23 protein-coding genes are annotated in these 23,779 nt (G+C 59.8%); 6 read left to right on the forward strand and 17 right to left on the reverse strand.

All coding sequences use genetic code 11. The features are described 5' to 3' along the window. Positions 1 to 41: 41 nt before the first annotated feature. Together BLW80_RS04765 and BLW80_RS04770 are read right to left on the reverse strand one after the other, a co-directional pair. Entirely contained in the window at positions 42 to 1,652 is a 1,611-nt protein-coding gene (locus BLW80_RS04765) for an amino acid ABC transporter permease/ATP-binding protein (protein WP_093757011.1), read from the reverse strand. A 49-nt stretch (positions 1,653 to 1,701) separates the two neighbouring features. Continuing rightward, the gene (locus BLW80_RS04770; protein WP_244527955.1) at positions 1,702 to 2,568 is read right to left on the reverse strand and encodes an ABC transporter substrate-binding protein; all 867 of its coding nucleotides are present in this window, start codon (positions 2,566 to 2,568) and stop codon (positions 1,702 to 1,704) included. A 606-nt stretch (positions 2,569 to 3,174) separates the two neighbouring features. On the opposite strand from BLW80_RS04770, the gene BLW80_RS04775 reads away from it, so the two are divergent. Beyond that, on the forward strand, positions 3,175 to 3,708 hold the full coding sequence (locus BLW80_RS04775) for a flavin reductase family protein (RefSeq protein WP_093757013.1): 534 nt from the start codon (positions 3,175 to 3,177) through the stop codon (positions 3,706 to 3,708). A gap of 219 nt (positions 3,709 to 3,927) precedes the next feature. Here the strand turns inward: BLW80_RS04775 and BLW80_RS04780 are convergent, their stop codons facing one another. The 11 genes from BLW80_RS04780 to xoxF5 form a co-directional block, all read right to left on the reverse strand. Further along, complete coding sequence (locus BLW80_RS04780; RefSeq protein ID WP_093757014.1) at positions 3,928 to 5,205, reverse strand: flavin-containing monooxygenase; 1,278 nt, start codon at positions 5,203 to 5,205, stop codon at positions 3,928 to 3,930. Positions 5,206 to 5,372: 167 nt separating this feature from the next. Continuing rightward, on the reverse strand, positions 5,373 to 6,119 hold the full coding sequence (locus BLW80_RS04785; protein ID WP_068734603.1) for a class II aldolase and adducin N-terminal domain-containing protein: 747 nt from the start codon (positions 6,117 to 6,119) through the stop codon (positions 5,373 to 5,375). 340 nt (positions 6,120 to 6,459) lie between these two features. Next, positions 6,460 to 7,413, reverse strand: a complete 954-nt coding sequence (locus BLW80_RS04790) for a LysR substrate-binding domain-containing protein (protein WP_093757016.1) — start codon at positions 7,411 to 7,413, stop codon at positions 6,460 to 6,462. A gap of 136 nt (positions 7,414 to 7,549) precedes the next feature. Beyond that, positions 7,550 to 9,094: an ABC transporter permease subunit gene (locus BLW80_RS04795; protein WP_283805478.1), complete on the reverse strand. Its 1,545-nt coding sequence runs from the start codon at positions 9,092 to 9,094 to the stop codon at positions 7,550 to 7,552. Positions 9,095 to 9,338: 244 nt separating this feature from the next. Next, positions 9,339 to 10,673 (reverse strand): LLM class flavin-dependent oxidoreductase, encoded by a 1,335-nt coding sequence (locus BLW80_RS04800; RefSeq protein ID WP_093757018.1) that lies wholly within the window; start codon positions 10,671 to 10,673, stop codon positions 9,339 to 9,341. A gap of 56 nt (positions 10,674 to 10,729) precedes the next feature. Further along, positions 10,730 to 11,794 carry an ABC transporter substrate-binding protein gene (locus tag BLW80_RS04805; protein ID WP_093757019.1) on the reverse strand — a complete coding sequence of 355 codons (1,065 nt, stop codon included), beginning with the start codon at positions 11,792 to 11,794 and terminating at the stop codon, positions 10,730 to 10,732. A 54-nt stretch (positions 11,795 to 11,848) separates the two neighbouring features. After that, on the reverse strand, positions 11,849 to 12,931 hold the full coding sequence (locus BLW80_RS04810; RefSeq protein ID WP_093757020.1) for an ABC transporter ATP-binding protein: 1,083 nt from the start codon (positions 12,929 to 12,931) through the stop codon (positions 11,849 to 11,851). 557 nt (positions 12,932 to 13,488) lie between these two features. Beyond that, positions 13,489 to 14,052, reverse strand: coding sequence for an S-(hydroxymethyl)glutathione synthase (gfa, locus tag BLW80_RS04815; RefSeq protein ID WP_093757021.1), 564 nt, complete (start codon positions 14,050 to 14,052; stop codon positions 13,489 to 13,491). A gap of 76 nt (positions 14,053 to 14,128) precedes the next feature. Next, positions 14,129 to 15,238: an S-(hydroxymethyl)glutathione dehydrogenase/class III alcohol dehydrogenase gene (locus BLW80_RS04820; RefSeq protein WP_093757022.1), complete on the reverse strand. Its 1,110-nt coding sequence runs from the start codon at positions 15,236 to 15,238 to the stop codon at positions 14,129 to 14,131. Positions 15,239 to 15,335: 97 nt separating this feature from the next. Next, positions 15,336 to 15,827, reverse strand: a complete 492-nt coding sequence (locus BLW80_RS04825; RefSeq protein ID WP_244528008.1) for a c-type cytochrome, methanol metabolism-related — start codon at positions 15,825 to 15,827, stop codon at positions 15,336 to 15,338. 107 nt (positions 15,828 to 15,934) lie between these two features. Beyond that, positions 15,935 to 17,740 carry a lanthanide-dependent methanol dehydrogenase XoxF5 gene (gene xoxF5, locus BLW80_RS04830; protein WP_093757023.1) on the reverse strand — a complete coding sequence of 602 codons (1,806 nt, stop codon included), beginning with the start codon at positions 17,738 to 17,740 and terminating at the stop codon, positions 15,935 to 15,937. Positions 17,741 to 18,184: 444 nt separating this feature from the next. Between xoxF5 and BLW80_RS04835 the strand changes: the two genes are divergently transcribed. Continuing rightward, positions 18,185 to 19,162, forward strand: a complete 978-nt coding sequence (locus BLW80_RS04835; RefSeq protein ID WP_170849575.1) for a helix-turn-helix domain-containing protein — start codon at positions 18,185 to 18,187, stop codon at positions 19,160 to 19,162. A 120-nt stretch (positions 19,163 to 19,282) separates the two neighbouring features. Next, on the forward strand, positions 19,283 to 19,363 hold the full coding sequence (gene pqqA, locus BLW80_RS04840) for a pyrroloquinoline quinone precursor peptide PqqA (protein ID WP_081421972.1): 81 nt from the start codon (positions 19,283 to 19,285) through the stop codon (positions 19,361 to 19,363). An 87-nt stretch (positions 19,364 to 19,450) separates the two neighbouring features. Here the strand turns inward: pqqA and BLW80_RS04845 are convergent, their stop codons facing one another. Beyond that, complete coding sequence (locus BLW80_RS04845) at positions 19,451 to 19,759, reverse strand: EthD family reductase (protein ID WP_089266006.1); 309 nt, start codon at positions 19,757 to 19,759, stop codon at positions 19,451 to 19,453. A 175-nt stretch (positions 19,760 to 19,934) separates the two neighbouring features. On the opposite strand from BLW80_RS04845, the gene BLW80_RS04850 reads away from it, so the two are divergent. Both BLW80_RS04850 and BLW80_RS04855 read left to right on the forward strand, forming a co-directional pair. Beyond that, the gene (locus BLW80_RS04850; protein ID WP_093757024.1) at positions 19,935 to 20,807 is read left to right on the forward strand and encodes a DUF6662 family protein; all 873 of its coding nucleotides are present in this window, start codon (positions 19,935 to 19,937) and stop codon (positions 20,805 to 20,807) included. Positions 20,808 to 20,886: 79 nt separating this feature from the next. Continuing rightward, positions 20,887 to 21,096 (forward strand): hypothetical protein, encoded by a 210-nt coding sequence (locus tag BLW80_RS04855; RefSeq protein ID WP_068734580.1) that lies wholly within the window; start codon positions 20,887 to 20,889, stop codon positions 21,094 to 21,096. 3 nt (positions 21,097 to 21,099) lie between these two features. Here BLW80_RS04855 and BLW80_RS30195 read toward each other — a convergent pair whose 3' ends face one another. Next, positions 21,100 to 21,456: a hypothetical protein gene (locus BLW80_RS30195; protein WP_093757025.1), complete on the reverse strand. Its 357-nt coding sequence runs from the start codon at positions 21,454 to 21,456 to the stop codon at positions 21,100 to 21,102. Positions 21,457 to 21,559: 103 nt separating this feature from the next. Between BLW80_RS30195 and BLW80_RS04865 the strand changes: the two genes are divergently transcribed. Next, a complete protein-coding gene (locus BLW80_RS04865) occupies positions 21,560 to 21,901 on the forward strand; it encodes a hypothetical protein (RefSeq protein WP_093757026.1) in 342 nt (113 codons plus the stop codon). A gap of 26 nt (positions 21,902 to 21,927) precedes the next feature. Here the strand turns inward: BLW80_RS04865 and BLW80_RS04870 are convergent, their stop codons facing one another. Both BLW80_RS04870 and BLW80_RS04875 read right to left on the reverse strand, forming a co-directional pair. Beyond that, complete coding sequence (locus tag BLW80_RS04870) at positions 21,928 to 22,758, reverse strand: quinoprotein dehydrogenase-associated SoxYZ-like carrier (RefSeq protein ID WP_093757027.1); 831 nt, start codon at positions 22,756 to 22,758, stop codon at positions 21,928 to 21,930. A 55-nt stretch (positions 22,759 to 22,813) separates the two neighbouring features. Next, a complete protein-coding gene (locus BLW80_RS04875) occupies positions 22,814 to 23,740 on the reverse strand; it encodes a quinoprotein relay system zinc metallohydrolase 2 (protein ID WP_093757348.1) in 927 nt (308 codons plus the stop codon). Positions 23,741 to 23,779 lie beyond the last annotated feature (39 nt).

Here is a 23,779-nt window from a genome sequence, read left to right on the forward strand (position 1 = left end):
AGGCCCTCATAGACATTGAACGAACTTGCGACGCGTAGCGATCACGAGACTTCCGCCTCCATCGCATTGAGGAAACGCTGCGCGACGGGATTGCGCGGATTGGTCAGGACTTCACTGGCTGGGCCTTCCTCGATGATCGCGCCTCCGGCGAGCAGCACCACACGGTCGGCCACTTCGCTGGCAAAGCGCAGCTGATGCGTCGAGATGATCATGGTCAGACCGTCCTCGACGGCGAGCCTGCGGATCACTTCGAGGACCTCGTTGACCAATTCGGGATCGAGCGCCGACGTCGGCTCGTCCAGCAACAGCACGCTTGGATTGGGCGCGATGGCCCGGGCGATGGCGACGCGCTGCTGCTGGCCGCCGGACAGATGCCGCGGCAGCGCATCGGCGCGGTGGCTGAGACCGACGCGCGCCAGGAGTTCATCGGCACGACGCTCGGCATCGGCGCGCGCGACGCCATGCACCCAGCGCAGCGGGCCGGCGATGTTCTCCTTGGCCGTGAGGTGGCCGAACAGGTTGAACTGCTGGAACACCATGCCGACGCCTACCTCGGCGCGGGCATTCGCCAGCAGCCGCGGCGACAGCGGCTTGCCATGCGCGTTGAAGCCGAGCTGGCGGCCGGCGACCTTGATGGCGCCGCCGTTCCACAGTTCGAGATTGTTGATACAGCGGAGCAGCGTGCTCTTGCCGGAGCCACTTGGTCCGAGCAGCGCGATCACTTCACCGATCCTGACCGTGATGTCGACGCCGTCGAGCACCACGTTCCTGTCGTAGCTCTTGCGGAGATCGGAGACCTCGACGGCGACATTGTTGCGCGCCAGCATCTCCGCGCGTTTGATGGGATCGCCGCGTTCCGGCCGCAGTCGCGGCGGCGGTAGTTCGGCGACACCGCCATCGGGCAGAAGCTCCGGCGGAGCGCCAGCATCCGGAACCAAGGGATCGTCGATGCCCGGGGCGCGGTACCACGGCAGGAAGCGCATGAATGTAGTTTGCTTTGCCGTGCGATCGAGGTCGAACTTCCATTCCAGAAGCAGTTGGATGCCGGCGATCGCCGCTGTGAGTAGGAGATAGATCAGACCCGACGCGAAGAAGATCGAAAAGAAATCGAAGGTCGAGGACGCGAGTTGCGTCGAGCGCAGCGTCAGCTCCTGCACGGCGATGACGGAGGCTAGCGACGAATTCTTCAGCGCGCTGACCGCTTCGTTGCCGAAAGCGGGGATCATCGACCGGATCGCCTGCGGCGCGATGATCCGGCGCATCAGGACGCCCGGGGTCATGCCGAGCGCCTGACCGGCCACCACCTGACCGCGGTCAACGCCGAGCACGCCGGAGCGCAGCATCTCGGCGATGAATGGCGCTTCGTTGCAGGCCAGCGCCAGGCCGGCTGCGAGAATGGCGGGAAGCTTAATGCCAATCTGCGGCAGGGCGTTATAGGCAAACACCATCTGCAGGATCAGCGGGGTGCCGCGAAAGATCACGGCATAGACCCGGGCGAAGGATGCCAGCGGCTTGAACCTGCTGAGCTGCATCCATGCCAGGATCACACCGAGGATCAGCCCGCCGCACAGACCGAGGGCGGTGACCTGCAAGGTCGCCTGGATGCCCTCGATCATATACGGCATGCTGAGATAGTGGAGGAACAGCTCCATGGAGGCAGAAAGCCCTTACGTGAGAGTGATCCTTGCTTGCGGGCCGGCGTTACTTCACCGTCAGCAGGCCGGGCTCCATCAGGTTTTCCGGATCGAGTTTCCACTTCTTCAGCAGTGCGAGCTGATCACCGGACTTGTAGATCTCGGTGAGTGCGGCCTTCACCGCATCGCGGAACTTGGGCTTGTCCTTCGGCACGGCAATGCCGACCTGATAGGGGATCGTCACCGCGACCGCCTTCTCGAGCTTGTCCGGATAGGCTTTCACCGCGTTGTCGACGGTGTTGACGTCGTTGATATAGGTGTCGGCGCGGCCGGCAAGGATCGCCTGAATGCAGTTGGCATTGTTGTCATAGAGCTGGATGGTCGGCTCCGCTTTGCCTTCCTTCTTGCATTCCGGCCCCAGCGCCTGGATCAGCGGCACTTCGACATAGCCGGTGTTTTCCGCCGCAGCCGTGCCGCACAGCGAGGTGTTGATACCGGTGATCTTCTTCGGATTACCCTTGGCGACGAGCACGCCGTCGAACACCTTGGAATAGGTGATGAAATCGGCGGCCTTGGCGCGCTCCTCGGTGGCATAGATGTCGGAAATCACGATGTCCGCCTGGCCCGATGCCAGCGTGGTCAGCAAGGCCGCGAAGGTCACAGCTTTGTAGGTCAGCTTGAAGCCAAGGCATTCGCCGATCTGCTCACCGAGATCGATATCGAAACCGATATATTTGTTGGGATCCTTGGGATCGATCGATTCATAGCCCGGTGTATGCGGATTAATGGCGTTGACGAGTGTCTTGCCTTTCCAGTCCGGATATTTCGCCTGCAACTCGGCGCAAGCCGCCGGCACGGCCGCCTGCGCCGACATCGGAACAAAGGTGCCGACCGCCAATAGCGCGCCCACTGCCGCCGCACGCCATCCGATCATCGCGCCCGTTTCAGGCCAAAGCCTACGGATGTCAGCAAAATGCAACTTGACCATTCGATCGCTCCTTCGACGTTGTCATGGCCTGAACCATGTTCCTAACCTCGAAGAAGCCTACGGGCGCATGTCCGCAGAAAGCTTGTCCCGGGACGTACAATAATTTGGATCGTCCGCTCCCATGATTTGGGCAGAGCTGCCACATTAATGGGCGGCGGGGCTCTTACCAGGCAGATCGTATTCACCAAATGACGGCTGCGCGCCAGAAGCGGCGTCGAGCCATCGGCTCCGCAGTTTACATCGATCGGTTAGATGGAAAGATGATCGGCGGCGCTCGCGCGTACAAGGACGACCAGCGACCCTGGTATGATTGCATTAGCTTCTGCAATTCACGATGAGAGATGCACCGGCCACACGCCCGTTTGGCTACCGCAACTTGGCACTTTTGAAAATCAGAAGCATCGCTCTCAAAACCGATAATTTATCGCAGTCATGGGTTGGGCAACTCTAGGGAGCAAGATACGCATCCGCGGATCGGCGGCGAGCAGCTTAAGGGTGCTCGTGAAGGATACCGCTCGCTCCGAGCGGTCAGCTCCTTAGAGGTCCATAACCATGGTACTGCGCGATCAGTTCTTAGCCGGCATGAGCAATGCGGCTTGCACCGTCAGTATCGTAACGACAGATGGCACAGCTGGCCGCCAGGGCGCGACGGTATCGGCAATGTCATCCGTCTCGGCCGACACGCCGCAGCCGACCTTGCTCGTCTGCATCAACGAGACCAGTGCGACCGCCCAGGCGATCAAGGTGAATGGCGTGTTCTGCGTCAACCTGCTGCGGGACGATCAATCCGGCATTTCGGACTGTTTTGCGAAGCGATGGACCACCGGAGACGGCGACAAATTCTCGTGCGCGACCTGGGCTCCCGACGTCAACGGCTCTCCCCGTGCGGTCGATGGACTGGTCGCCTTCAGCTGCACCCTGTCGTCGTGGAAGAAGATCGGCACTCACTACGTTTTCTTCGGCGAAGTCCAGGACGTTGCGCTCGCCACAGAAGGATCGCCTCTGATCTACGCGAACCGCGCCTATCGGTCTGCCGTGCCCATCGCCCCGCGATCGGCCCCGGCATCCGGTTGCAACGCCAGCTGACGATTGGTCATCAGCGCGTAAGATACATGCGTGCCGTGACCGGACTACTCGCTCATCGATCATGTCGAGAAGCTCGCGCGGACGGAGCCCTCCGCCCCGCCTGTTCCGGAATAACTGCCGTACCGTCGATCTCCACAAGCCATTCTGGCCGCGCCATGGCCTGAACCGCGAGCCTTGTCGACACGGGGACGAACCTGCTCGGGAACCTGCCAGTACGGACTAGCTTGCGTGCCCGACCGCGCGTCGCGCCGACGTATCGTAATCGGTGTAGCGCCGCTGCGTTGAGATGCGGTCCGCCAGATGCTTCGCATCGTGCCAGACGCCCCAGATGAATGCAGACCCACGGCGCGACTGCCAGGGAAGTCCCAGAAAATAGATCCCGGGTTCGGAAGACACGCCGCGCTGGTGCCTCGGCTTGCCCACCGTGTCGAATGCATCGACTTTCAGCCAGCTATAGTCGGTGGCAAAACCCGTGGCCCAGACAATCGATGTGATGCCGGCTGTCGCGAGATCCAGTTCGCGCACTGGATCAGTTATGCAGTTAGGATCGGGCCTGACGATGCGCGCGTCCGGCTCGGGCGGCAAGTCCAGCCCGAACCGTGCGATATAGGCATCGGCCTCGTCCAGCAAGCTTCTGTAGGACGCATCGCCCAGGGCGATGTTATCGGCGAGGTCGTTCGCGAACAGCACCTTGCCCTGATCATACGACGCTGTCGAACCGACGAGATGCATGCCTTCGGCCGCCAGTCGCCGGAAATCGACGGTTTGGCCGCCACGCGCGCCGCTCACCGCAATCGTGACGTGCTCGGTGCCCGGCTGCTTCGTTTCCAGATCCCATTTTCCGAGCACGCCGAGCCACCAGCAGAAGTCGCGGCCGCGATAGGCCCGCGGCGGACGTTCGTGCGGCCCGACCGACAGATAGACGCGCCTGCCCGCACGCAACAATTCGTCGGCAATCTGACCGCCGGACGAGCCTGCACCAACGACTAGGACGGCGCCTTCCGGCAACTGGCCGGGATTGCGATAGTCGTTGGAATGAAGCTGGATAACGCCTGCGCGTTGCGGAACGATCTGAGGAATGACGGGCACCTGAAACGGCCCGGTCGCCGCGACCACGTTCATCGCTTCGAAATTGCCCGCGGAGGTCCTGACCATGAACCCCGGCTGTCCGGCCATCCGTTCGACCGATGTCACATCGACGCCGCAGCGCACCGGCGCTGCGATCATTTCGGCATAGGATACGAAATAATCCGCGACGCTTTCCTTGCCGGGAAACGAGTCGGGATGCGCACCGGGAAATTCCATCCCCGGAAAGCGATCGTGCCATGCTGGGCCGTTGGCGACCAGCGAATCCCATCTGGCCGTCCGCCAGCGGTCGGCAATCCGATGCCGTTCGAGCACCAAATGCGGCACGCCCGCCATGCCCAGATGTTCGCTCATGGCGAGACCAGCCTGGCCTCCGCCCACCACAATCGTGTCTACGCGCTCGATCGACATCCCTGTATCCACTTCTGACCGCCCGAAACGCTCCACGGCCGGATCATCCACGCATCGATGTTGAAGCAACGCACCAGCACGTGAACATTATTATTTGGCTTCCCAGTGCTTGGGCTCGACCGACGTGAAGGCTCCCCGCGCACCGATCGACGCATGACGACAAACGCTCAATGCGCGTAGGACGGATCTTCCGCATCGAGCAGCTTTTTCATTTCGGCGAAGTGCGCTTCGGAAAAATCGGTGAGACCTTCCCAGTCGTGCGCGGTGCGTTCGGCAATATCGTCGGGCAGCACGTTCAGCGGCTGACCGGTGGCATAGGCCTGCACCAGGGTCTGGCACGCACGCTCGATGGTATACATGTCGTCAAACGCTTCGCCGACCGTCCTCGCGGCAATCATCACGCCATGATTTCCCATCATCAGGCGCGAGCGGTTGCCCAGCAGCTTTGCCAGACGCGCGCCCTCCTGCTCGCTGTCGGCCATTCCGGAATATGCGGCATCCAAAGCGACACGATTGAAATAGCGCGCCGTATTCTGGTCGATCGGCTTGATGTCAGGATTGGCCAGCGTGGCAATGGTCGTGACGAAAGGTGGATGCAGATGCAACACGACGCGCGCCTGCGGAAGCAGGCTGTGCATCTGGCTGTGGATCGACCACGCAGTTGGATCTACGGATGCCTGACCTCCGAACGAGCCATCTGCATCGAGATCGAACAACACGAGATCGCTGGCCTTGATCCGCGAGAAGTGTCGCCACTTCGGATTCATCAGGAATTTGCGACCATCGCTCGACACTGCCGCGCTGAAATGATTGGCGACAGCCTCGTGCATGCCCAGCCTTGCAAACAGGCGGAAGGCAGCCGCGAGATCAATTCTCAGCTGACGTTCGTTGGAATCATTCGGTTCGGTGGTCAATGACTGTCTCCGATTTGCGAAACATATGCTGCGCACCGCCGCGGGCTGCGACGATCGTCTGTCGAGGCTTCGGCTTCGACGCACCAACGTTGATCGACGCTGTGAAGACGCGACCCGACGGCGCGTACCGAAAACCGGACGTTTGTCATCACATCTGGATGATGCGGTTCGAACGCTGCTCGGCGGATGCGCTGGACTTGTGATTGAGCTTACTGAACCTGCCGGTTTCGGCCTAATTTGCTTTCGCGAAGGGCGCCTTCCGCTTTTCCGAGGCATGCCTGCATAGTCGGCAGCATTGATCCTGAACCAGGCAGGATCGGCGCGAGCCGGCGCGCCCGGCTCACTTCTTTCCGGATACCGGATGATCGACGCCGGGGGCCACCATGCCGGGTATGTAGTCTTCAGAAATCAGCGCTTGGCAATGCGCCTGAAACGTTTCGATCAGGCGCGACTTGGTCAGTTGCGCCAGTGTCGCGACGCCGATCACCATCGGGCGGTATTCACCGACGAGCTTCACCCGGACGACCTTCCTGCCGTCAAGCGCCGTATCGGATCTCGGCCTCACATTGGCCAGCGTATAGCCATAGCCATTCGCAACCATCGTGCGAATGACATCCTGATATGCTGAACGTCCGCCGATGCGCGGCTCGAATCCCTCGCCCATGAATAAAGCGAGGAAATATTCGCGGCTTAGCGGGAGATCCAGCAGCAGCAACGGCTCGTCGATGAGCTCGGTAAGCGATACGGCCGATCTAGATGCAAATCTGTGGTTTTCGCTGACCACGACATGCACGGGCAGCTGGGCCAGCGGCGTGAATGCGATCCCCGACGGCAACTGCAGGTCGTAAGTGATGACGACATCGATCTCCGCACAGCGCAGCCCTTCGAGAAGCTGCTCCTGGTTGAGCTCGATATGCCTGATCTGGGTATCCGGAAATGCGGTGGTGAACGAATGCGCCAGTTCCGGCATGACCATCGGCGCCAGTGTCACCAGACAGCCAACCGTGATCTGGCCACGAACCTGCCCGTCGACATCGGAGGCGACCGAATAGAGCTGCTCGGCCTGATTGAGTACGTTCTTTGCTTCCCTGAGCAGACTTCGCCCGGCCGGCGTCAGCGACAGACCGAGCGCGTGATGCCGGACGAACAGTTGGACGCCCAGCTCTTTCTCAATGTGTGAGATGGCCGTCGAAATCGACGGCTGCGATATGTTGATGCGTTCGGACGCGAGCGTAATGCTGCCCGTCTCCCCGGCAGCTACGAAATATTCCAGCTGTCTTAACGTAAAACGCATTGCGGACCCGCGATCTTGCCGTCGGCATCACGGGCCACCATATCGGCGCGAGTGTTTCCAAGCAGGCCCGGACGCTCGCATCCAGGCTTCCGCGATCCGATGCACGCTTTTTATACACCTGTCCCGATGGGCGCGGTCAAGCCGGCTTTCGCCAATAGCTGATGACCTCCATCAGCAGGAACAGCACCGTCACAACGCCCAGCACGACAACGGACGCAGCCGCCAGGGTCGGGTTGATCTGGAGGAAGATGTCGCTCCAAAGCTGTTTGGGGAGCGTCGTGATCAGACCGCCGCCAATGAAAAGTGCGATCGTCAACTCTTCGAAGGAGATGAGGAATGCCGTGATCAGCCCCGCAACGATGCCACCGCTGATCAGTGGCAGCGTGATCCTGAAAAACGCTTTGCGAGGTGAGGCCCCGAGCGTGAGCGCCGCGTCGTCCAGCCGCCAGTCATGCCCACGCAGGGTCGACAGCACGATGATGAAGACGACGGGCGTCGCGATCACGCTGTGGCCGAGCACGAGGCCGACATCTGTCGCGATCAGCGACATCTGCGCGAACAGGTAGAACAGGCCTATCGAGATGACGAGATGCGGCACGATCATCGGCGACATGAAGAAGATGAAGATGGCGCCCGCCAGTCTGCTTCCCGAGCGGACGACCGCAAAGGCAACGGTCCCCGCCACCACGATCGTCAGCGCCGCGCAAGCCACGCCGATTCCGAACGACCGCGCGGTGGCAGCCATCCAGATCGGCGACGCGAAATAAGTGTCGAACCAGCGAAGACTGAAGCCAGGCGGCGGAAAGGCAAGAAAGCTCCCGCTCGTAAACGCCATCGGGATGATCGCAATCACGGGGACGAGCAGGATGGCGATCACGAGCACACTGTACAATCCCAGCAGGCGGGATCCCGGCAGTCCACGAAACGTATTACGATAACTGCGCGCCACCGGGTCGAAGATGTTGCCGATGCGGCCGGCGAGCCTGAGGCCGAAGCGACGAACAGGGCTGGCCGGCTGCGATTGCCCGCTGCCGCCCCCCATGCCCGAAAGACCGAATACGCGGTCGAACAACACCACTGCGATGACCGCCCCGGCGAGCAGGATCACACCGAACGCGCTCCCCTGCTGAAGATTCTGCAATTCGTTAATCTGCTCGATGATCAACTGCCCCACCATCGTCTCACGCGGGCTGCCGAGCAGCGACGGGGTGATGAAGAAGCCCAGCGACGTGATGAAAATCATCAGGCCGGCGGTCGCTACGCCGCGCATCGAAAGCGGAAGAAAGATCCGCCAGAATGCCTGCGTCGGACTCGCACCCAGCGTCGTCGCAGCAGAGAGAAGCGATTTGTTGACCTGGTTCAGCGTCGGCATCATTGCGATAACGCAAAGCGGCACCAGCGTGTGTACGATGCCGAACAGCACGACCGTTTTGTTGAACAGCAGCCGGTCGCCGGCTCCGCCCATCGACATGATCAGCTGCGCAAAACTGCTGTTCCGGCCGAACAGGACGAGCCATGCAAAGTTCTTGACCAGAGCGCTGGTCCAGAATGGCAGCAGGATCAGCATCATCATCAATCGCTGGCGCCTCGCCGAATGCCGGCTTAGCCAGTAGGCCAACGGATAGCTGATCAGCACGCAAAGCGCCGTCACCTGGATGGCGACGGTGAACGTGGTCGTCATGACGCGGCTGTAGGACGGCGATGTGAAGACCACCAGCAGGGCCTTCAAAGAGAAGCCGCTGTCGCCTCCCCATATGGCCGACACGAGTATGTGCAGCGTTGGCCACAGGAAGAAGATCAGAAGGAATGCCACGCCTGGCAAAGCAAGCCAAATAGGTCCGAAACGAAAGCTCGGCTTCTCCGTCACCGGGAGGATTTCTGAAGATAGGTCTAACGACGTCACGTCCCCCCCCGATCGCTGACTGCTACAGCGAATTCTTGTTGGCGACGGGATAGAGCCCGAGATTCTCTCTCAGAGTCTTCCCCTTGTAAGCCGTCTTGTAGATGCCACGCTCCTGAAGGACCGGCACGACCTCATCAATGAACTCCTTCAGCGAGCCCGGAACAACCGCAGGCGACAGCATGAAGCCATCGCAGCAGCGCTGCTCGATCCAGCTCTCCATGAAGTCAGCGACTTCGTTGGCCGTGGCGCACATGGCCTTCGATCCCCTAGTATATTTATTGGCCATCTCGCGCAGCGTGAGCTTCTGGCCGCGGATCATGTCCGCGATCTGATTGAAATAGGCCTGATGCAGATTGGACGAGGCCGGAATGCGATCGACGGGCACCGGCTCGTCCAGCGGCAGATCGAGCAGATTGACCTCCAGATCATTGCTGAGCGCCATGACCTTCACTTCGACCGGTACCAGCGACTGCAGATATTCAAATTTTTCCTTCGCTTCCTCGCGGGTCCGGCCAATCACCGTGCTCAATCCGGACAGAATGAAGAGCTGCGATTCATCCCGGCCGAACTTCGGCATCCGGCCCTTGAGATCGCTGTAGAACGCCTTGGCTGCCTCGGGCTCGGCGCCTGTCCCGAACACGATTTCGGCGGTCTGCGCGGCCAGCTCCTTGCCGCTCTCAGATGCGCCAGCCTGGATGATCACAGGATGCCCCTGCGGCGGTCGCGCGATATTGAGGCCGCCATGCACCGTGAAATATGCGCCCTTGTGATCGACGGTGTGAAACTTTTTGGGATCGAAATAGATCGCCTTCTCCTTGTCGAAGACAAACGCATCCTGATCCCAGGTGTCCCAATAGGATTTCACGAGTTCAAGGCATTCGCGCGCTTTGGCGTAGCGCTCGCCATGCGGCGGCAGCCGGTCGAGGCCGAAATTGCGGGCTGCATAGTCATTAGCCGACGTCACCACGTTCCAGGCGGCGCGTCCGCCTGTGATGTGATCGAGCGACGCGAACTGCCGCGCGATATTGTAGGGTTCGAAGAAGCTGGTCGAAACCGTCGCCCCGAGGCCGATCCGTGACGTCGCGCCGGCCAGCGCTGCAAGCAGCGTCACTGGCTCCATTACGTTCTGGAACAGCGGCGATCGTGTCCAGATGTCGAGATTGTCGGTGCGCGCCGCAGGCGTATCGGCGATAAAAAAGAGGTCGAGCAAACCACGCTCGCAGAGCTGCGCGACCTCCTTGTAGTATTCGACATCATTGACGCGACCGGCCTCGGCGTCCGGATGCCGCCAGGCGCCCTTATAGATGCCATGCGGATGGACAAGCGCCGATAGCACGATCTGTTTTTTTGATGTCATCGTCAGTACCAGTTCGAATTCACACTAGCGAGGTTGGGCGTTGCGGCGAACTCGGCTCAGGTGAGCAACCATTCGTCCATGCGCTTCTTGACCATCTGCCTGTTGGATTGCGACCACCAGCGCGGATCCAGCGGCACGAGACCGGCGAAGTTCGCCGGATTGGTCGCAAGAATCTTCGCGCGCTCCGGCGCGATCGAGTCAAAGGCCTTCTTGTTGGTCGGGCCATTCGCCACCAGATTCGAATAGGCGGCCTGCCGGTCCGGACGCATGCAGAAGCGGATGAATTCTTTGGCCAGCGACTGTTTGGGGCCATTGATCGGCATGGCCCAGCCATCCACCGAATACAGTCCCTGCCAGACGGGCGTGAGCTTCGCGCCACCCTGGATCGCGCTATAGACGCGCCCCGACCAGGTATCGGCCATGTCAACCTCACCGCTCTGCAGTATCTGGGTGTTATGCGCACCGCTGGTCCACCAGACCGACACGTTCTTCTTGATCTTCTCGAGCGACCTGAACGCCCGATCGACGTCGATCGGATAGAGCTTGTCCGGCGCGACGCCGTCTGCCAGCAACGCCATTTCCAGCGAGCCCCAGCCCGCGCGATAGAGGCCACGCCGGCCGACGAATTTTTCAGTGTTGAAGAAATCGGGCCAGCTTTTCGGTCCGTTGTCGCCGAATTTCTCGGTGTTGTAGGCCATGAGAATGCCGAACACGGAGAAGCCGAGCCAGTTCTCGGTCAGCATGCCCGGGACCAAATCTCCGGTTTCATCCTTCAGATCAAGCGGTGCGATATAGTTCTTTCCCTCCTGAAGGCGAAAGATGTAATCCGGGATCATCATGCAGGCGTCCCAGAGATAGGTCTTCGTGTCGACCATCAGCTTGAACTGCGTGACGGGATCCGGGTCATGCGCGACATTGACGACCTGAACGCCGGTTTCCTTCTTGAACGGCTCACAGAAGGCCACGCGAATCGCGTCGCCGGCCGCACCCCCGACATCCGCGACGGTGAGAGACTCGGCCGCAAACCCTGACTTTGTCAGAATCGATGGCATCGCCAGTGCGCTGCCTCCGAGGACGGTGGCCTTGAGGAGCGTGCGTCGGTTCAACGTGGTGCGCTTCATGAGGTGTTCCTTGATGATCGACTCGGATGAAAAGATGGGCCGCGTCCTGGCAGGCTAGCTCTCGAGGATGCGAATATGCTGGGACTCCCACACTAACGAGACGCGTTCGCCCAACCGACCACGCTGCGCGCCGCCAGGAACACGAACCGTGAAAACCGAGCCATGCGGCAACTCGACCATCATGCGCGTCTCGGAGCCGGCATAGATCTGCTCGATGATCGTGCCGTCCAGGAGGCCTGCCCCGCTGTCGCCGATGCGGACATATTCGGGCCGGATCGCAACGCTGCAGGCTCGACCGGGAGTCGCATTCTTGGGCGCGCCACCGATATCGATCGGCCAGTCGCTGATGTCCGACCGGATCTGCGTCGCGTTTACCATTTCGCCGCTGATGACATTCGACGTCCCGATGAATGTCGCCGCGAAAATACTCTTCGGCTTGTCATACAGTTCGAGCGGCGTCCCGAGCTGCTCGATCGCGCCGTCATTCATCAGACAGATGCGATCGGACAGCGCGAGCGCTTCCTCCTGATCGTGGGTCACGAAAACGATCGTCGAGCCGGTCTCCCGGTGGATCCGCTTGATCTCGACTTGCATGGCCTCGCGGAGCTTGCGGTCGAGCGCCGAGAGCGATTCATCCATCAAGATCAGCGACGGCTTATAGACAAGGCATCGAGCCAGCGCGACGCGCTGCTGCTGGCCGCCTGACAGTTCGTGCGGAAAGCGCTTGCCGAACTTTTCAAGCCCGACCATGTCGAGCGCACCGGCAACCTGCGTTGCGGACACCCGGTCCGACTGCCCGCGCATCTGCAGCGGAAATGCGATGTTCTCCTGCACCGTCAGATGCGGGAAGAGCGAGTAGTTCTGAAACACGACGCCGATATCGCGCTTGTAGGGCTCCAGATCGGTCTGATCGCGACCGTCGATGATCAGCCGACCGCTGCTCGGCTTCACGAGGCCCGAGATGAGCTGCAGCAGCGTCGTCTTGCCGGAGCCCGACGGTCCAAGAAGTGTGAGCAGTTCGCCGGTGAAGATTTTGAGTTCGATCGGATTCAGCGCTGCCGTGGCATCGTAGAATTTGCAGATACCCTGAGCATGCAGCTTTACTGCATCGCTCGCAGAGGATGATGTCGATGCCATCGGGACCAGGCTTCCATGCACTAAGTCAAACCTCTTCTCTGCCGCTCTGAACGAAAGCTAGCCGTGCCTCATCTTCGGGTAAATTAGGAAAAACCGCCGCTGTTCTTTGGATTTGCCGAAACGCGTTTTTTTGCTCAATTAGGAAGCCGAAGCGTTCGACAAATGCTCACTCTTTGAGCCTGAAGCTCATATACCGGCGATCTTGTTGGACAATCGTGGCGTCAATTTAATCGCGAGGAAGGGACCTTGCTGTCGCTCAATCCTGACATTCTGCAGGCCAGTTGGCAGAGTTGGTGAGGGATGACCTTCGTCTTAGCGCGTCCACACCCCGTGCCTGGTGAAAGAAGGAGCATGACGAGCCCTTACGGGCTCTCCTTCTTCGTGCAGTCAACGCTGTGAGTATTGTCGCGACAAAGCAGCGGGCCGATCGCAGCGAGGCCGAAGCGCGATTATTCGGGTGACCCACAAAGTCGAAGCCCCTTGCCGGGGCAAATCTACCAATAGCAACGCCGGTGGCGACATGTCGCCACCGGCGGATGCTCATATGCTGTGTTGACTCAGGCCGCTTTGGCCGTTGCCACGTGATTGGCGAGGACATCCATCAGCGCAGGCGAAAGGCAATCATAAGGCTCGAGTCCCAGTTCCTTGAGGCGTGACCGTATGGCGGTCATGTCGCTCGGCTTCACGCCGGATTCAATCACCGACGAGACGAAGGCGGCAAAGCCCGGTGCGGCCGAGCCGGATTCTTCGAACAATTCGGGATGAATGAAGTCGAGGCCATAGAACGCATGTCCCTTGTTCTCGATGCGGCCGAACATGTGGGTGCCGCATCCGGTGCAAGCATGGCGCTGAATGGTTGCGGCCTGATCGACGATGCGCAACTTGTCGCCGTTTTGCAGTACGGTGACGTTTTCGCGCGGAACCACCGCGACGACAGAGAACGTCGCGCCGCTCGGCTTCCAGCATTTGGTGCAGCCGCAGGCGTGATTATGAGCGACGTCGCCTTTGACACCGACCTTGACCGGCTTGTCGCTGCATTTGCAGACCAGCGTTCCGCCGGCAAAATGGCCCGAACCTTGTTTGACACCGCCGTCAACGGACGGGTGGATATGAACAGTCATCAGTCTATCCTCCTGGTATGATGCGTCACTTGTGTGAAGCATTGTTGTATTGGCACTCTGGTGTTGCAGCCTGCATTCAGAACACGACCACCGATCGGATCGATTTTCCTTCGTGCATCAGATCGAATCCCCTGTTGATCTCATCCAGCTTGAGCACATGCGTAATCATCGGATCGATCTCGATCTTTCCGTTCATGTACCAGTCGACGATCTTGGGAACGTCGGTACGACCGCGCGCGCCACCGAAGGCTGTGCCTTTCCAGACGCGCCCCGTGACGAGCTGAAATGGCCGGGTCGCGATCTCTTTTCCTGATTCTGCGACGCCAATGACAACGGAGACACCCCAGCCGCGGTGGCAGGCTTCAAGCGCCTGGCGCATGACCGTGGTATTGCCGGTGCAGTCGAAGGTGTAATCGGCGCCGCCATCGGTCAGCCCCACCAGATGCTGAACGATGTCGCCATCGACCTTCTTCGGATTGACGAAATGGGTCATGCCGAAGCGGCGGCCCCATTCTTCCTTGTCGTCATTGATGTCGACGCCGACGATCTTGTCGGCCCCGACCATCCGTGCGCCCTGAATGACGTTGAGGCCGATGCCGCCAAGGCCGAACACGACGACATTGGAGCCCGGCGTGACCTTCGCCGTATTGACCACGGCACCGACACCGGTGGTGACGCCGCAGCCGATATAGCAGCTCTTGTCGAACGGCGCGTCGTCGCGGATCTTCGCCACCGCGATCTCCGGCAGCACCGTGAAGTTCGAAAAGGTTGAGCAGCCCATGTAGTGGTAGATCGGCTTGCCCTGATAGCTGAAGCGCGAGGTCCCGTCCGGCATCACGCCCTTGCCCTGGGTGGCGCGGATCGCGGTGCAGAGATTGGTCTTCTGGCTCAGGCAGCTTTTGCATTGCCGGCATTCCGGCGTGTAAAGCGGAATGACATGATCGCCGGGCTTGACCGAGGTGACGCCGGGACCGACCTCACGCACGATACCTGCACCCTCATGGCCAAGAATGGAAGGAAAGATGCCTTCGCTGTCGAAACCATCGAGCGTATAGGCATCGGTGTGGCAAATGCCGGTCGCTTTGATCTCGACCAGAACTTCGCCTGCCTTCGGCCCTTCGAGATCGACGTCGACGATCTCAAGCGGTTTCTTTGCTTCGAAGGCGACTGCGGCGCGGGTCTTCATTCTCAACTCCCTCGGTCATTTGATCTTGCGTCATCCGGTCCCGCGCGGTCCGAGCCCGCGTCATCCGGGATTGCAGGTCAGCGGCTTGCGATCCGCATCAGCGTGGTTTCCCCATGCAGGCGCTCTCGGCCTCGGTATAGGCCGCGGGTTTTTCCTCACGCTTGCCCGGGCGCACACGGCCGACTGCATCATTCGCGCGCGCACGCAGATAGACGTAGAGATCGTCCATATAGCAGGCGACATTGGTGTTATCGCCAAAGGCCGGCATGACGCTTTCCTGCGACGTGCTGACATTCTTGCGACCGCTGGCGACAACGCCGAGGAAATCGCCATAGCTCATCGTTTTCAGCGAATCCTTCAGTGCCGGTGCGTAGGTCGATCCCATCCCATCCGGGCCATGACAAACGTGGCATTCCGAGTGATAGCGCCGGTAACCCGAATATGTGTACCAGTCGATGGTGCCATCGGCGGCAACGTTGAAGGTCGGATTGCCCTCCTTGTCCAAATACTTGCCGTCTTCGGATTTAACGGCTTTCGGATCGCCGGCATTCTCGGCGAAGCTCGTATTCCCAGAGGCCACGACAACAATCGTGGCAATGACAGACCAGATGTGACGCAATAGCTTGTCCTCGGCATGCGATTTCAGAAAAGACCGGCGCATGGACGAAGCCATGCGCCGGTGACTGATGCGTCAGTTCACTGTGGGAGTGCAAAGACCGTCAGCGCGCCGCCGAGTGCGGTATAGTTGGTCAGGGCTGCGTAACCACCGACGGCACCGAGACCGGCAGTCGGATCCGTCAGACCCGCTGCGAGACCAATGCCGGCCCAGCCGCCGACGCCTGACAGGACGGCGATATACTGCCGGCCATTGTTTTCGTAGGTGGTGACGTTGCCGATGATGCCGGACGGAGTCTTGAACTTGTAGAGTTCCTTACCCGTCTTGGCATCGACTGCCTTCAGGTAACCTTCCAGCGTCCCGTAGAACACCACGCCACCGGCAGTGGCGAGCGCTCCCGACCAGACCGAGAACTGTTCCTTGTTGGACCAGACGATCTTGCCGGTCTTGTTGTCCCAGGCAATGAAGTTGCCCATATGGGTTTCGCCCGGAGGCGGATACATCGACAGCGTCGCACCTACATAAGGCTGGCCGGCGGTGTAGTTCACCTTGAACGGCTCATAGTCCATGCAGACATGGTTGGTCGGCACATAGAACAGCTGGGTATCCGGCGAATAGGCTCCGGGTTGCTGATCCTTGGTGCCGAGTGCCGCCGGGCATACGCCCTTGGTGTTGACGTCCTCACCTTGCTTCTCGGTCGAGTACTGATCGACCACTTTCGGGCGACCATAGGTCGGCGACGACTTGTTCATGTCGACACCGGTGGTCCAGTTCACCTTCGGATCGTATTTTTCGGCAACCAGCAATTCGCCGGTGACACGGTCCATGGTGTAAGCGAGGCCGTTACGATCGAAATGCGTCAGCAGCTTGCGGTTTTGGCCGTTCATCTGCTGATCGCTGAGGATCATTTCGTTGACGCCGTCATAGTCCCATTCGTCATGCGGAGTCATCTGATAGACCCACTTGGCCATGCCTGTGTCGGCATCGCGCGCGAAGATGGTCATTGACCACTTGTTGTCGCCCGGCCGTTGCTTCGGATTCCAGGTGGAGGGATTGCCCGAGCCATAATAGACGAGGTTCAGCTCCGGATCGTAGGAGGTCCAGCCCCAGGTGCAGCCGCCGCCGATCTTCCACTGATCGCCTTGCCACGTCTTGATGCTGGAGTCCTTGCCGACGGGCTTGCCGAGTGCGGTGGTCTTCTCCGGATCCACCATGATCTGGTCGTCCGGTCCTTCCGAGAAGGCGCGCCAAGCGAGCTTGCCGGTCTTCAGGTCATAGGCGGTCATGTGGCATTGAACGCCGAATTCGCCGCCCGAGATGCCGATCAGGACCTTATCCTTGACCACGAGCGGGGACGACGTGCCCGTTGCACCCTTGCCAGGGTCGCCGTTCTTGACGGTCCAAACTTCCTTGCCGGTCTTGGCGTCGAGTGCGACCAGCGTGGTATCGGCCTGGTGCAGGAAGATCTTGCCATCCGCATAGGCGACGCCGCGATTGACGGTGTCGCAGCACATCACCGGAATGACGTTCGGATCCTGCTTCGGCTCATACTTCCAGACGATCTTGTTGTCCTGCGACAGGTCCATTGCGTAGACCTTGTTCGGGAACGGCGTATGCACATACATCATGTTGCCGATGATCAGCGGACCGCCTTCGTGGCCGCGCAGAACACCGGTAGAGAAGGTCCAGGCCACCTGCAGCTTGCCGACATTAGCCGCCGTGATCTGGTTCAGCTTCGAATAGCGCGTATTGGCGTAGTCGCCCGCTGGCATTACCCAGTCTTTCGGGTTCTGCGCCATTTTTGTCAGTTCATCATTGGCGATGGCAACGCCTGCGGCAGAGGCCGCCATTGTGCCAAGACAGGTCGCAAGCAGCACCTTTCGCATCGTGATGTCCTCCCAGACATAATGCCGGGTCTCGTCAAGCGGCCCAGCTTCATTTTGGTATCTATGAGTAGCAAGATCCGCTGCTGCATACTTGCCCAAGAGCGAAGCAGGCTTGCTCGACAGAGAACCCGTGCAAGATAATTTTCTCGTACATTGACGAAAAACCTGAACGGTATCTGGAAAGCCCGCGCCTTTCGCACTGCACACGGATCGCCGCACTGCGACCTAAGGGTGATGTTTCACTTGACGGGGCTGGTATCGAGTCAGAGGATCGACAAGAAGTGAGTTACTCCGACCACAATTCACGAGCTGCGGGCTGTGCCGTTACATATTGTTTCGCACATTTTTCCATATGTGCTTCGTTCGATATGCGCTTCGTTCTGTAAGTATAGTTCCGTCCCGTGACGAATTGTTACGTGATGGCCTTTCATCGGTGAATTGTTCATGTCCGATACGCTTAGTTCTCTCAGCACATCCGGATTGACGCCGACAAGGCAGATCCAGGTTTGGTCAGATGCCCTGACCGATCTGTGCGGGCGTTTTGACATCGATCCGCTGGAAGCATCAACATTCGATGCGCTGATCAGCTGCACATCGGTTTCGCGGCTGAAATTGTGTCACATCGAAGCGAGCCAGCATCGAATCGGCCACGCGGCCCCGCGAATTCGGCAAAGCGATCATCCCTACGTGAAGATCGTGTTCCAAACTTATGGCGTCTCGCATTTCGAACAGGACAGTCGCCGGATCGATATCGGGCCAGGCGATTGCCTCGTCTATGATGTATCGTGCCCGCATACCATCGTCAGCCCGGCCTTTACACGCCATGACGTCGTGATCGTGCCCAAGGAGCTGCTGCATGAGCGCGGCCTCGGTGCGGGAAATCTGGCCGCCTGCAAACTGTCGGCGCGCGCCGGCACCGGGCGCATCGCGCACGAATTTGTACAGGCCGCCTTCCACGAAGCGACCAGACTATCGCCCAACAGTGCCATCGGTGTTGCCGATTCACTGATTGATCTGTTGCTTTTGCCGCTGCGGGAAGTCGACATGACGCTTGATCGCGTCGGTCCGGAAGCCATGTATGTCCGCGCGCAGGGTTTCATTCGGGAACACTTGCGCGACCCCGAGCTCAGCATCGATCAGATTTCGTCTGCACTGCACTGCACCAAACGTTATCTGCATATGCTGTTCAGCGACCGCGGAATAACCGTCAGCGACTATATCTGGCAGGCGCGGCTGCAGAATTGCCGGCAGGAACTGGAAGCGCAGAACGGAAAGACGATCACGGACGTCGCATTTTCCTGGGGCTTCTCAAGTTCCTCGCATTTCAGTCGCGTGTTCCGGAAATATTTTGGCGTGGCTCCATCCGCGATACACAAAGCGCATCACGGCCATCAGCGGCCTGCTCTCACCGAGGAAGTGTAGTTTCACTTCGGTTGCACGTGCACATTTCGCGCCGCAACCTGATGAGTTAAGTTGAAAGACGTCGCCTCACTGCTTATCGTGCGGCGGCGCAATCATCGCGCAAACTCTGAGGAGACCAAGATGAGCTGGAAGACTCCGAAGATCGTGGAAGTGCAGGTCGGCATGGAAATCAACATGTACGCCTGCGCGGCCCGTAAGTAACAGATTGATCGTCTTGATCGATCTCTCCCGGCTCGCAGACTGCGGTTTGTGAGCCGGGCAGAGGCCGCTGAACCCGCGTTGCGGCTGTCAGGCGTCCTTCGTATCGAAAATCAGAAGCTCTACGCCGCCATCCGCAAAATTCGCGAGGTCGCCTGCTGCAGCCTGCCCTTCCGGCGAGGCGAGGCCCAGCTTGAGCGCTGCAACCGTTTCGAAATCCAGCGCGGCGACCAGATGAATATCGCTGTCACCCGTCGGCGTTGTGACGCCCCCTGTGCTGACACCATAGTGTCTCAGCCCCGGAATCTTCTTTGCCAGCGGGATATGTACAGATTGATAGTATTTGTCGAAGGCTGCGGGCTTCTTCGGTGTTTTGTAGAGGACCAGGAGTCTCGCCATGGACATATCCTTCCCTGACTATTGGCACTAACGGCGCGCCGCATGCGTATAGCAACCGATCCTGGTGCGATGTTCAAGTCAATCGCAGAGACGTCTTCGCGGCTGGGCCAATTTCGACTAGGCTCGCGCGGTGCATTATCTCTATATATACGCCTCTCTTCGATGACAGGATTGGATGCAGGTGCAGCGCGGCGTCAGGACAGTCTACGCGGCGATTCTTGCATTCAGCACGCTGGTCGTGCCGCGCGCACAGGCCGGTGACATCGATACCGAGCATATTTTCGGCTTCATGATCGGCAGTGACGTCGGCCGGGTGGGCGAGCGGGAATTCCAGAGCGAGACGACCGGGCGATTCGGCAAATCCGGCGGTCGCTATCGCGCGGGCGAGCAGGAATTCGAACTGGAGTTCGTTCCCGCCAAGGACATCCGCATTGAGATCGGCAGCAGTTTCTCAGCCCATCGGATCACTGGTGTTCCCGGATTCGCCGATCAGCGCACGCTGGCCTGGCAGGGGGCATCGCTGGACTTTCGCTACAGATTTCTTGATCGCGAGACGGCCCCCGTCGGCATGACGCTCGCGATCGACGCGCAGTTCAACGGGATCGACGAAACGAGCGCAGCGCGGGTCAGGAGCTACGGCACTGGGCTGACGCTGGCCTTCGATCGAGAGATCGTCCCTGACGTTGCTGTTGCGGCACTCAATCTGATCTATCAGCCGGAATGGACGCGCTATGTCGATACCGGAACGCGGGAACGCGAGGCGAGCATCGGAGCGGCGCTCGGCGTCATGATGCAGGTGCGCCCCGGCATCCTTCTCGGCGGCGAAGCGCGCTATATGCGCCGATATGAAGGGATCGGCCTTAGCGAACTGGCTGGTCAGGCGCTGTTCGTCGGGCCAACCGCCTATGTCCAGCTTTCGGACCGATCACGACTGACTGCAAGCTGGAGCACGCAAGTGTGGGGCCGCTCCGAGGTGCCGGGATCGTCGCTGGATCTGGTCAGTTTTGAGCGTCACCAGGCCCGTCTGGTTTACGGGATCAATTTTTAGCCTGGAAATCGCCGAAACTTCGCGCTGACGGGCGCGTATTTCAGATGTTATCGTCCGGTGAACGATCTGGGATGCCGACATGAATATGATCAATCTGGTCCTGACAGTCTGCGCGGTGATGTCGCCAAACACCTGCGAAGAGCGGAACCTGTCGTTCACGGCAGACTTCTCGCTGCATCAATGCGCGATGGCGGCGCCGCCCTACATCGCCCAGTGGATCGGCGAACACCCGAAATGGACCGCGGTGAAGTGGCGCTGCGAATATCCGCATAGCCACGACAAGGCATGATCGCTACTTGTTGCAGTCCTGCAGGTCCTTGTCCGCAATCGAGAATACCGCATCGGCCTTGATCTCGATATTCCTGACCAGACATTGGCGCGCCTCGGAATAGCTGACCTTGGCGTCGTAACTGCCGGGCTCTATCCCCGTGATGCGCAGCCGCTCGTCGTGATCGACTTCCTTATCCTTGTCCGCCAATGTCAGATTGGCGCTCCATTGCTGCTTTCCAGCTGGGGATAGCTGGAACCCGGTAATGGTTGATGTCGTCAGGTTCCAGAGCCGAATGCCCTTGCCGGCTTTGCCCTGGGCATGAGCATGGCCTGCGATGAGCAGCAGTATGACAGCCATCGATAGAGATGCGCGTGACATGTCCCCTCCATATCTGTTCGGCTTATTGAGCCGTTTCGTTTTCTTAGTATAGTTTGCCAGTCGTCTTCGCCAGCTTTGCGAGGCTCTCGTGGGACCCGATCGAATGACAGGATATCTCGTCGCGTTTGCGGCCGTCGCCGTCTTGTCGGGGGCAGCAAGAGCGGCGGAGGTCAATGACTATCCGACCTCCGCGCGCGCCGAATATGTCTTCGGCTGCATGAAAGCGAATGGCGAGACCCGCCAGTCGATCGAGCAATGTTCGTGCTCGATCGATGTCGTGGCGTCGCTGGTGCCCTATACCCGCTATATCTCGGCGGAAACGGCGCTGAGCATGTCGCAGGTGCGCGGCAATCTGAGCGCCCAGTTCCGGACCTCGGAGCAGGCCAACAGCGCCATCAATGATGTCAGGCGCGCCCAGGCCGAGGCTGAGGTGCGCTGCTTCTAGCGCTATGCTCTGCATGATGCGCTGCGTTACATGCCGGAGCCATTGACCTTCCACTCATGCCTGAACTGATGTCCATCGGTGTCCTTGGCCTCGGCGCGGAACGTCTTTGCGCCATTTGAGACGTAAGTGAATCGAATATTCGGGTCTTCGGAGATCGAGATCCCGCCCTCCACCGACAGGACCGGGCTGTTGTCCTGCCAAAGCTGGAGCCGGTCGACATAGAGGGCCGGGATATAGAGTTGCGTGACCTGATCCATCTGCAGGCCGGAATTATTGGGGTGGCCGATCATGACCTGCGCCTCGCGCGTACCGCTTTTTTCCTCGTTTTGCGCTCCGGCAAACTCCCTGTAGCGCATCTGGCCCAACCGGCCCTTGGCCTCTTCGGCATTCTTCGCCGCAGGCGCAGAGCAGCCACCGGACGCCTTCACATAGGTTTGCACCACATGGAGTTTGCCGTCACTGGTCTCCGCGACGGCATGGACGTTGGTGTAATTGTTGATCCGGACACGGGTTGAAATCTCCGAGACATTTGCGTCGGCCCCGAGCTTGAATTTCGCGGCCATAGGCGCCGGGTTCTGGTCGATCACCAGCGTGATCGTCACCACCCGCGGGCGCGCGTCGAATGTCGGCTTGAGGCGCAACGTCACCGGCACGATGGCGGCATCCTCCGCGCGCGTCGGCATCTCAAGTGCGATCAGGTTGCTGCCGTCTTCCATCGGTCGGCTGTCGAAAATATCCTGCACCAGCCCCGGCCATGGATCGTAAGGCTCCGGACCGGCCGCGGACACAGAATGCGAACTGAGTAAAGCGCTCAGCAGGATGGCGGCACAGACGCTGCGGATTGCAAATTCCGGCATGGTACGGCCCTCGCAAGGGAAGAAGCGACGCGCTTGATACTACCCCAACCGACGGTCATTCCCATTCAAATTGTGAGTATGCTGCAGTTGCGTTGCGGACGTTATAATCATCAAAAAGCTCCCATTTGCCGCGTTCGGCTTCTGCCGCGTGTTTCGTAGCTTCCGCGATCGGTTTGCCATCGATGACGTCCTTGCGGATACCGGACGCGAGTGTTTCGAGATACCGGCGTTCGCCGGCGAGGGCTTGCGGCCAATCGCTCACCGGACCATGGCCGGGAACGACGCGTTCGGCCGGCAGCGCCGCGAGATCGTCCAGCAGCTTGAGCCACGCCTGGATGCTGCCATCGAGCACGGGAATATGGCGGAGAAAAACCAGATCTCCAGCGAACAACGTCTTCGTCGCCGTGTCGAATACCGTGACGTCGCTATCGCTATGGGCGGTGGGCCAGGCTTTCACGACAAGTGTGCGCCCGCCGAGATCGAGGACGAGCTCTCCATCGACGAGCCGGGTTGGCGGTACGATACGGACGTCATCGATCAGCGCGTCGCCCATGCTGCGCCTGAATGCGTCGAGATAATACTGGCCGCGTGTCGCCAGTGCCTGCGGCAGCCTCATATGACCGACGAACTCGGTTCCGTCAGCGACGAAAGCGGCGTTGCCGAACATATGATCGGGATGACCATGGGTGTTGATGACGTAACGAATGGGCTTGTTTGTATGTGCGCGAATGGAAGCCAGCAATTGTCGCCCTTCCCGCACGCTGCCCCCGGTGTCGATCACGGCAACCGCCCGATCGCCGATCACGACGCCGATATTGGCGACGGCGCCGTCATTGTCCGACGACATCAAGGCGATGCGCCCCTGATGCATGAAGACGCCCGGCGCGATTTCACTGATCGCCAAAGTCTGTTGTTGCGCGCGAGCAGATGCGAGCATTGCCAGCATGATGAGCGCTACATGCATCGCAAAGCGAGATGACATTTGCATCTCCATATCACTCCGGGGCAAGCAGCGATTCTG

The organism is Tardiphaga sp. OK245, from assembly GCF_900108575.1.
GTDB lineage: Bacteria > Pseudomonadota > Alphaproteobacteria > Rhizobiales > Xanthobacteraceae > Tardiphaga > Tardiphaga robiniae.

What these genes read in the sequence shown, in the direction of transcription:
- BLW80_RS04805 (WP_093757019.1), bottom strand. Translation starts at nt 11,794, where the DNA reads ATGAAGCGCACCACGTTGAACCGACGCACGCTCCTCAAGGCCACCGTC.
- BLW80_RS04875 (WP_093757348.1), bottom strand. Translation starts at nt 23,740, where the DNA reads ATGTCATCTCGCTTTGCGATGCATGTAGCGCTCATCATGCTGGCAATG.
- BLW80_RS04820 (WP_093757022.1), bottom strand. Translation starts at nt 15,238, where the DNA reads ATGAAGACCCGCGCCGCAGTCGCCTTCGAAGCAAAGAAACCGCTTGAG.
- BLW80_RS04780 (WP_093757014.1), bottom strand. Translation starts at nt 5,205, where the DNA reads ATGTCGATCGAGCGCGTAGACACGATTGTGGTGGGCGGAGGCCAGGCT.
- gfa (WP_093757021.1), bottom strand. Translation starts at nt 14,052, where the DNA reads ATGACTGTTCATATCCACCCGTCCGTTGACGGCGGTGTCAAACAAGGT.
- BLW80_RS04800 (WP_093757018.1), bottom strand. Translation starts at nt 10,673, where the DNA reads ATGACATCAAAAAAACAGATCGTGCTATCGGCGCTTGTCCATCCGCAT.
- BLW80_RS04870 (WP_093757027.1), bottom strand. Translation starts at nt 22,758, where the DNA reads ATGCCGGAATTTGCAATCCGCAGCGTCTGTGCCGCCATCCTGCTGAGC.
- BLW80_RS04835 (WP_170849575.1), top strand. Translation starts at nt 18,185, where the DNA reads ATGTCCGATACGCTTAGTTCTCTCAGCACATCCGGATTGACGCCGACA.
- xoxF5 (WP_093757023.1), bottom strand. Translation starts at nt 17,740, where the DNA reads ATGCGAAAGGTGCTGCTTGCGACCTGTCTTGGCACAATGGCGGCCTCT.
- BLW80_RS04795 (WP_283805478.1), bottom strand. Translation starts at nt 9,094, where the DNA reads ATGACGACCACGTTCACCGTCGCCATCCAGGTGACGGCGCTTTGCGTG.
- BLW80_RS04765 (WP_093757011.1), bottom strand. Translation starts at nt 1,652, where the DNA reads ATGGAGCTGTTCCTCCACTATCTCAGCATGCCGTATATGATCGAGGGC.
- BLW80_RS04810 (WP_093757020.1), bottom strand. Translation starts at nt 12,931, where the DNA reads ATGGCATCGACATCATCCTCTGCGAGCGATGCAGTAAAGCTGCATGCT.
- BLW80_RS04845 (WP_089266006.1), bottom strand. Translation starts at nt 19,759, where the DNA reads ATGGCGAGACTCCTGGTCCTCTACAAAACACCGAAGAAGCCCGCAGCC.
- pqqA (WP_081421972.1), top strand. Translation starts at nt 19,283, where the DNA reads ATGAGCTGGAAGACTCCGAAGATCGTGGAAGTGCAGGTCGGCATGGAA.
- BLW80_RS04790 (WP_093757016.1), bottom strand. Translation starts at nt 7,413, where the DNA reads ATGCGTTTTACGTTAAGACAGCTGGAATATTTCGTAGCTGCCGGGGAG.
- BLW80_RS04770 (WP_244527955.1), bottom strand. Translation starts at nt 2,568, where the DNA reads ATGATCGGATGGCGTGCGGCGGCAGTGGGCGCGCTATTGGCGGTCGGC.
- BLW80_RS30195 (WP_093757025.1), bottom strand. Translation starts at nt 21,456, where the DNA reads ATGTCACGCGCATCTCTATCGATGGCTGTCATACTGCTGCTCATCGCA.
- BLW80_RS04775 (WP_093757013.1), top strand. Translation starts at nt 3,175, where the DNA reads ATGGTACTGCGCGATCAGTTCTTAGCCGGCATGAGCAATGCGGCTTGC.
- BLW80_RS04855 (WP_068734580.1), top strand. Translation starts at nt 20,887, where the DNA reads ATGAATATGATCAATCTGGTCCTGACAGTCTGCGCGGTGATGTCGCCA.
- BLW80_RS04865 (WP_093757026.1), top strand. Translation starts at nt 21,560, where the DNA reads ATGACAGGATATCTCGTCGCGTTTGCGGCCGTCGCCGTCTTGTCGGGG.
- BLW80_RS04850 (WP_093757024.1), top strand. Translation starts at nt 19,935, where the DNA reads ATGCAGGTGCAGCGCGGCGTCAGGACAGTCTACGCGGCGATTCTTGCA.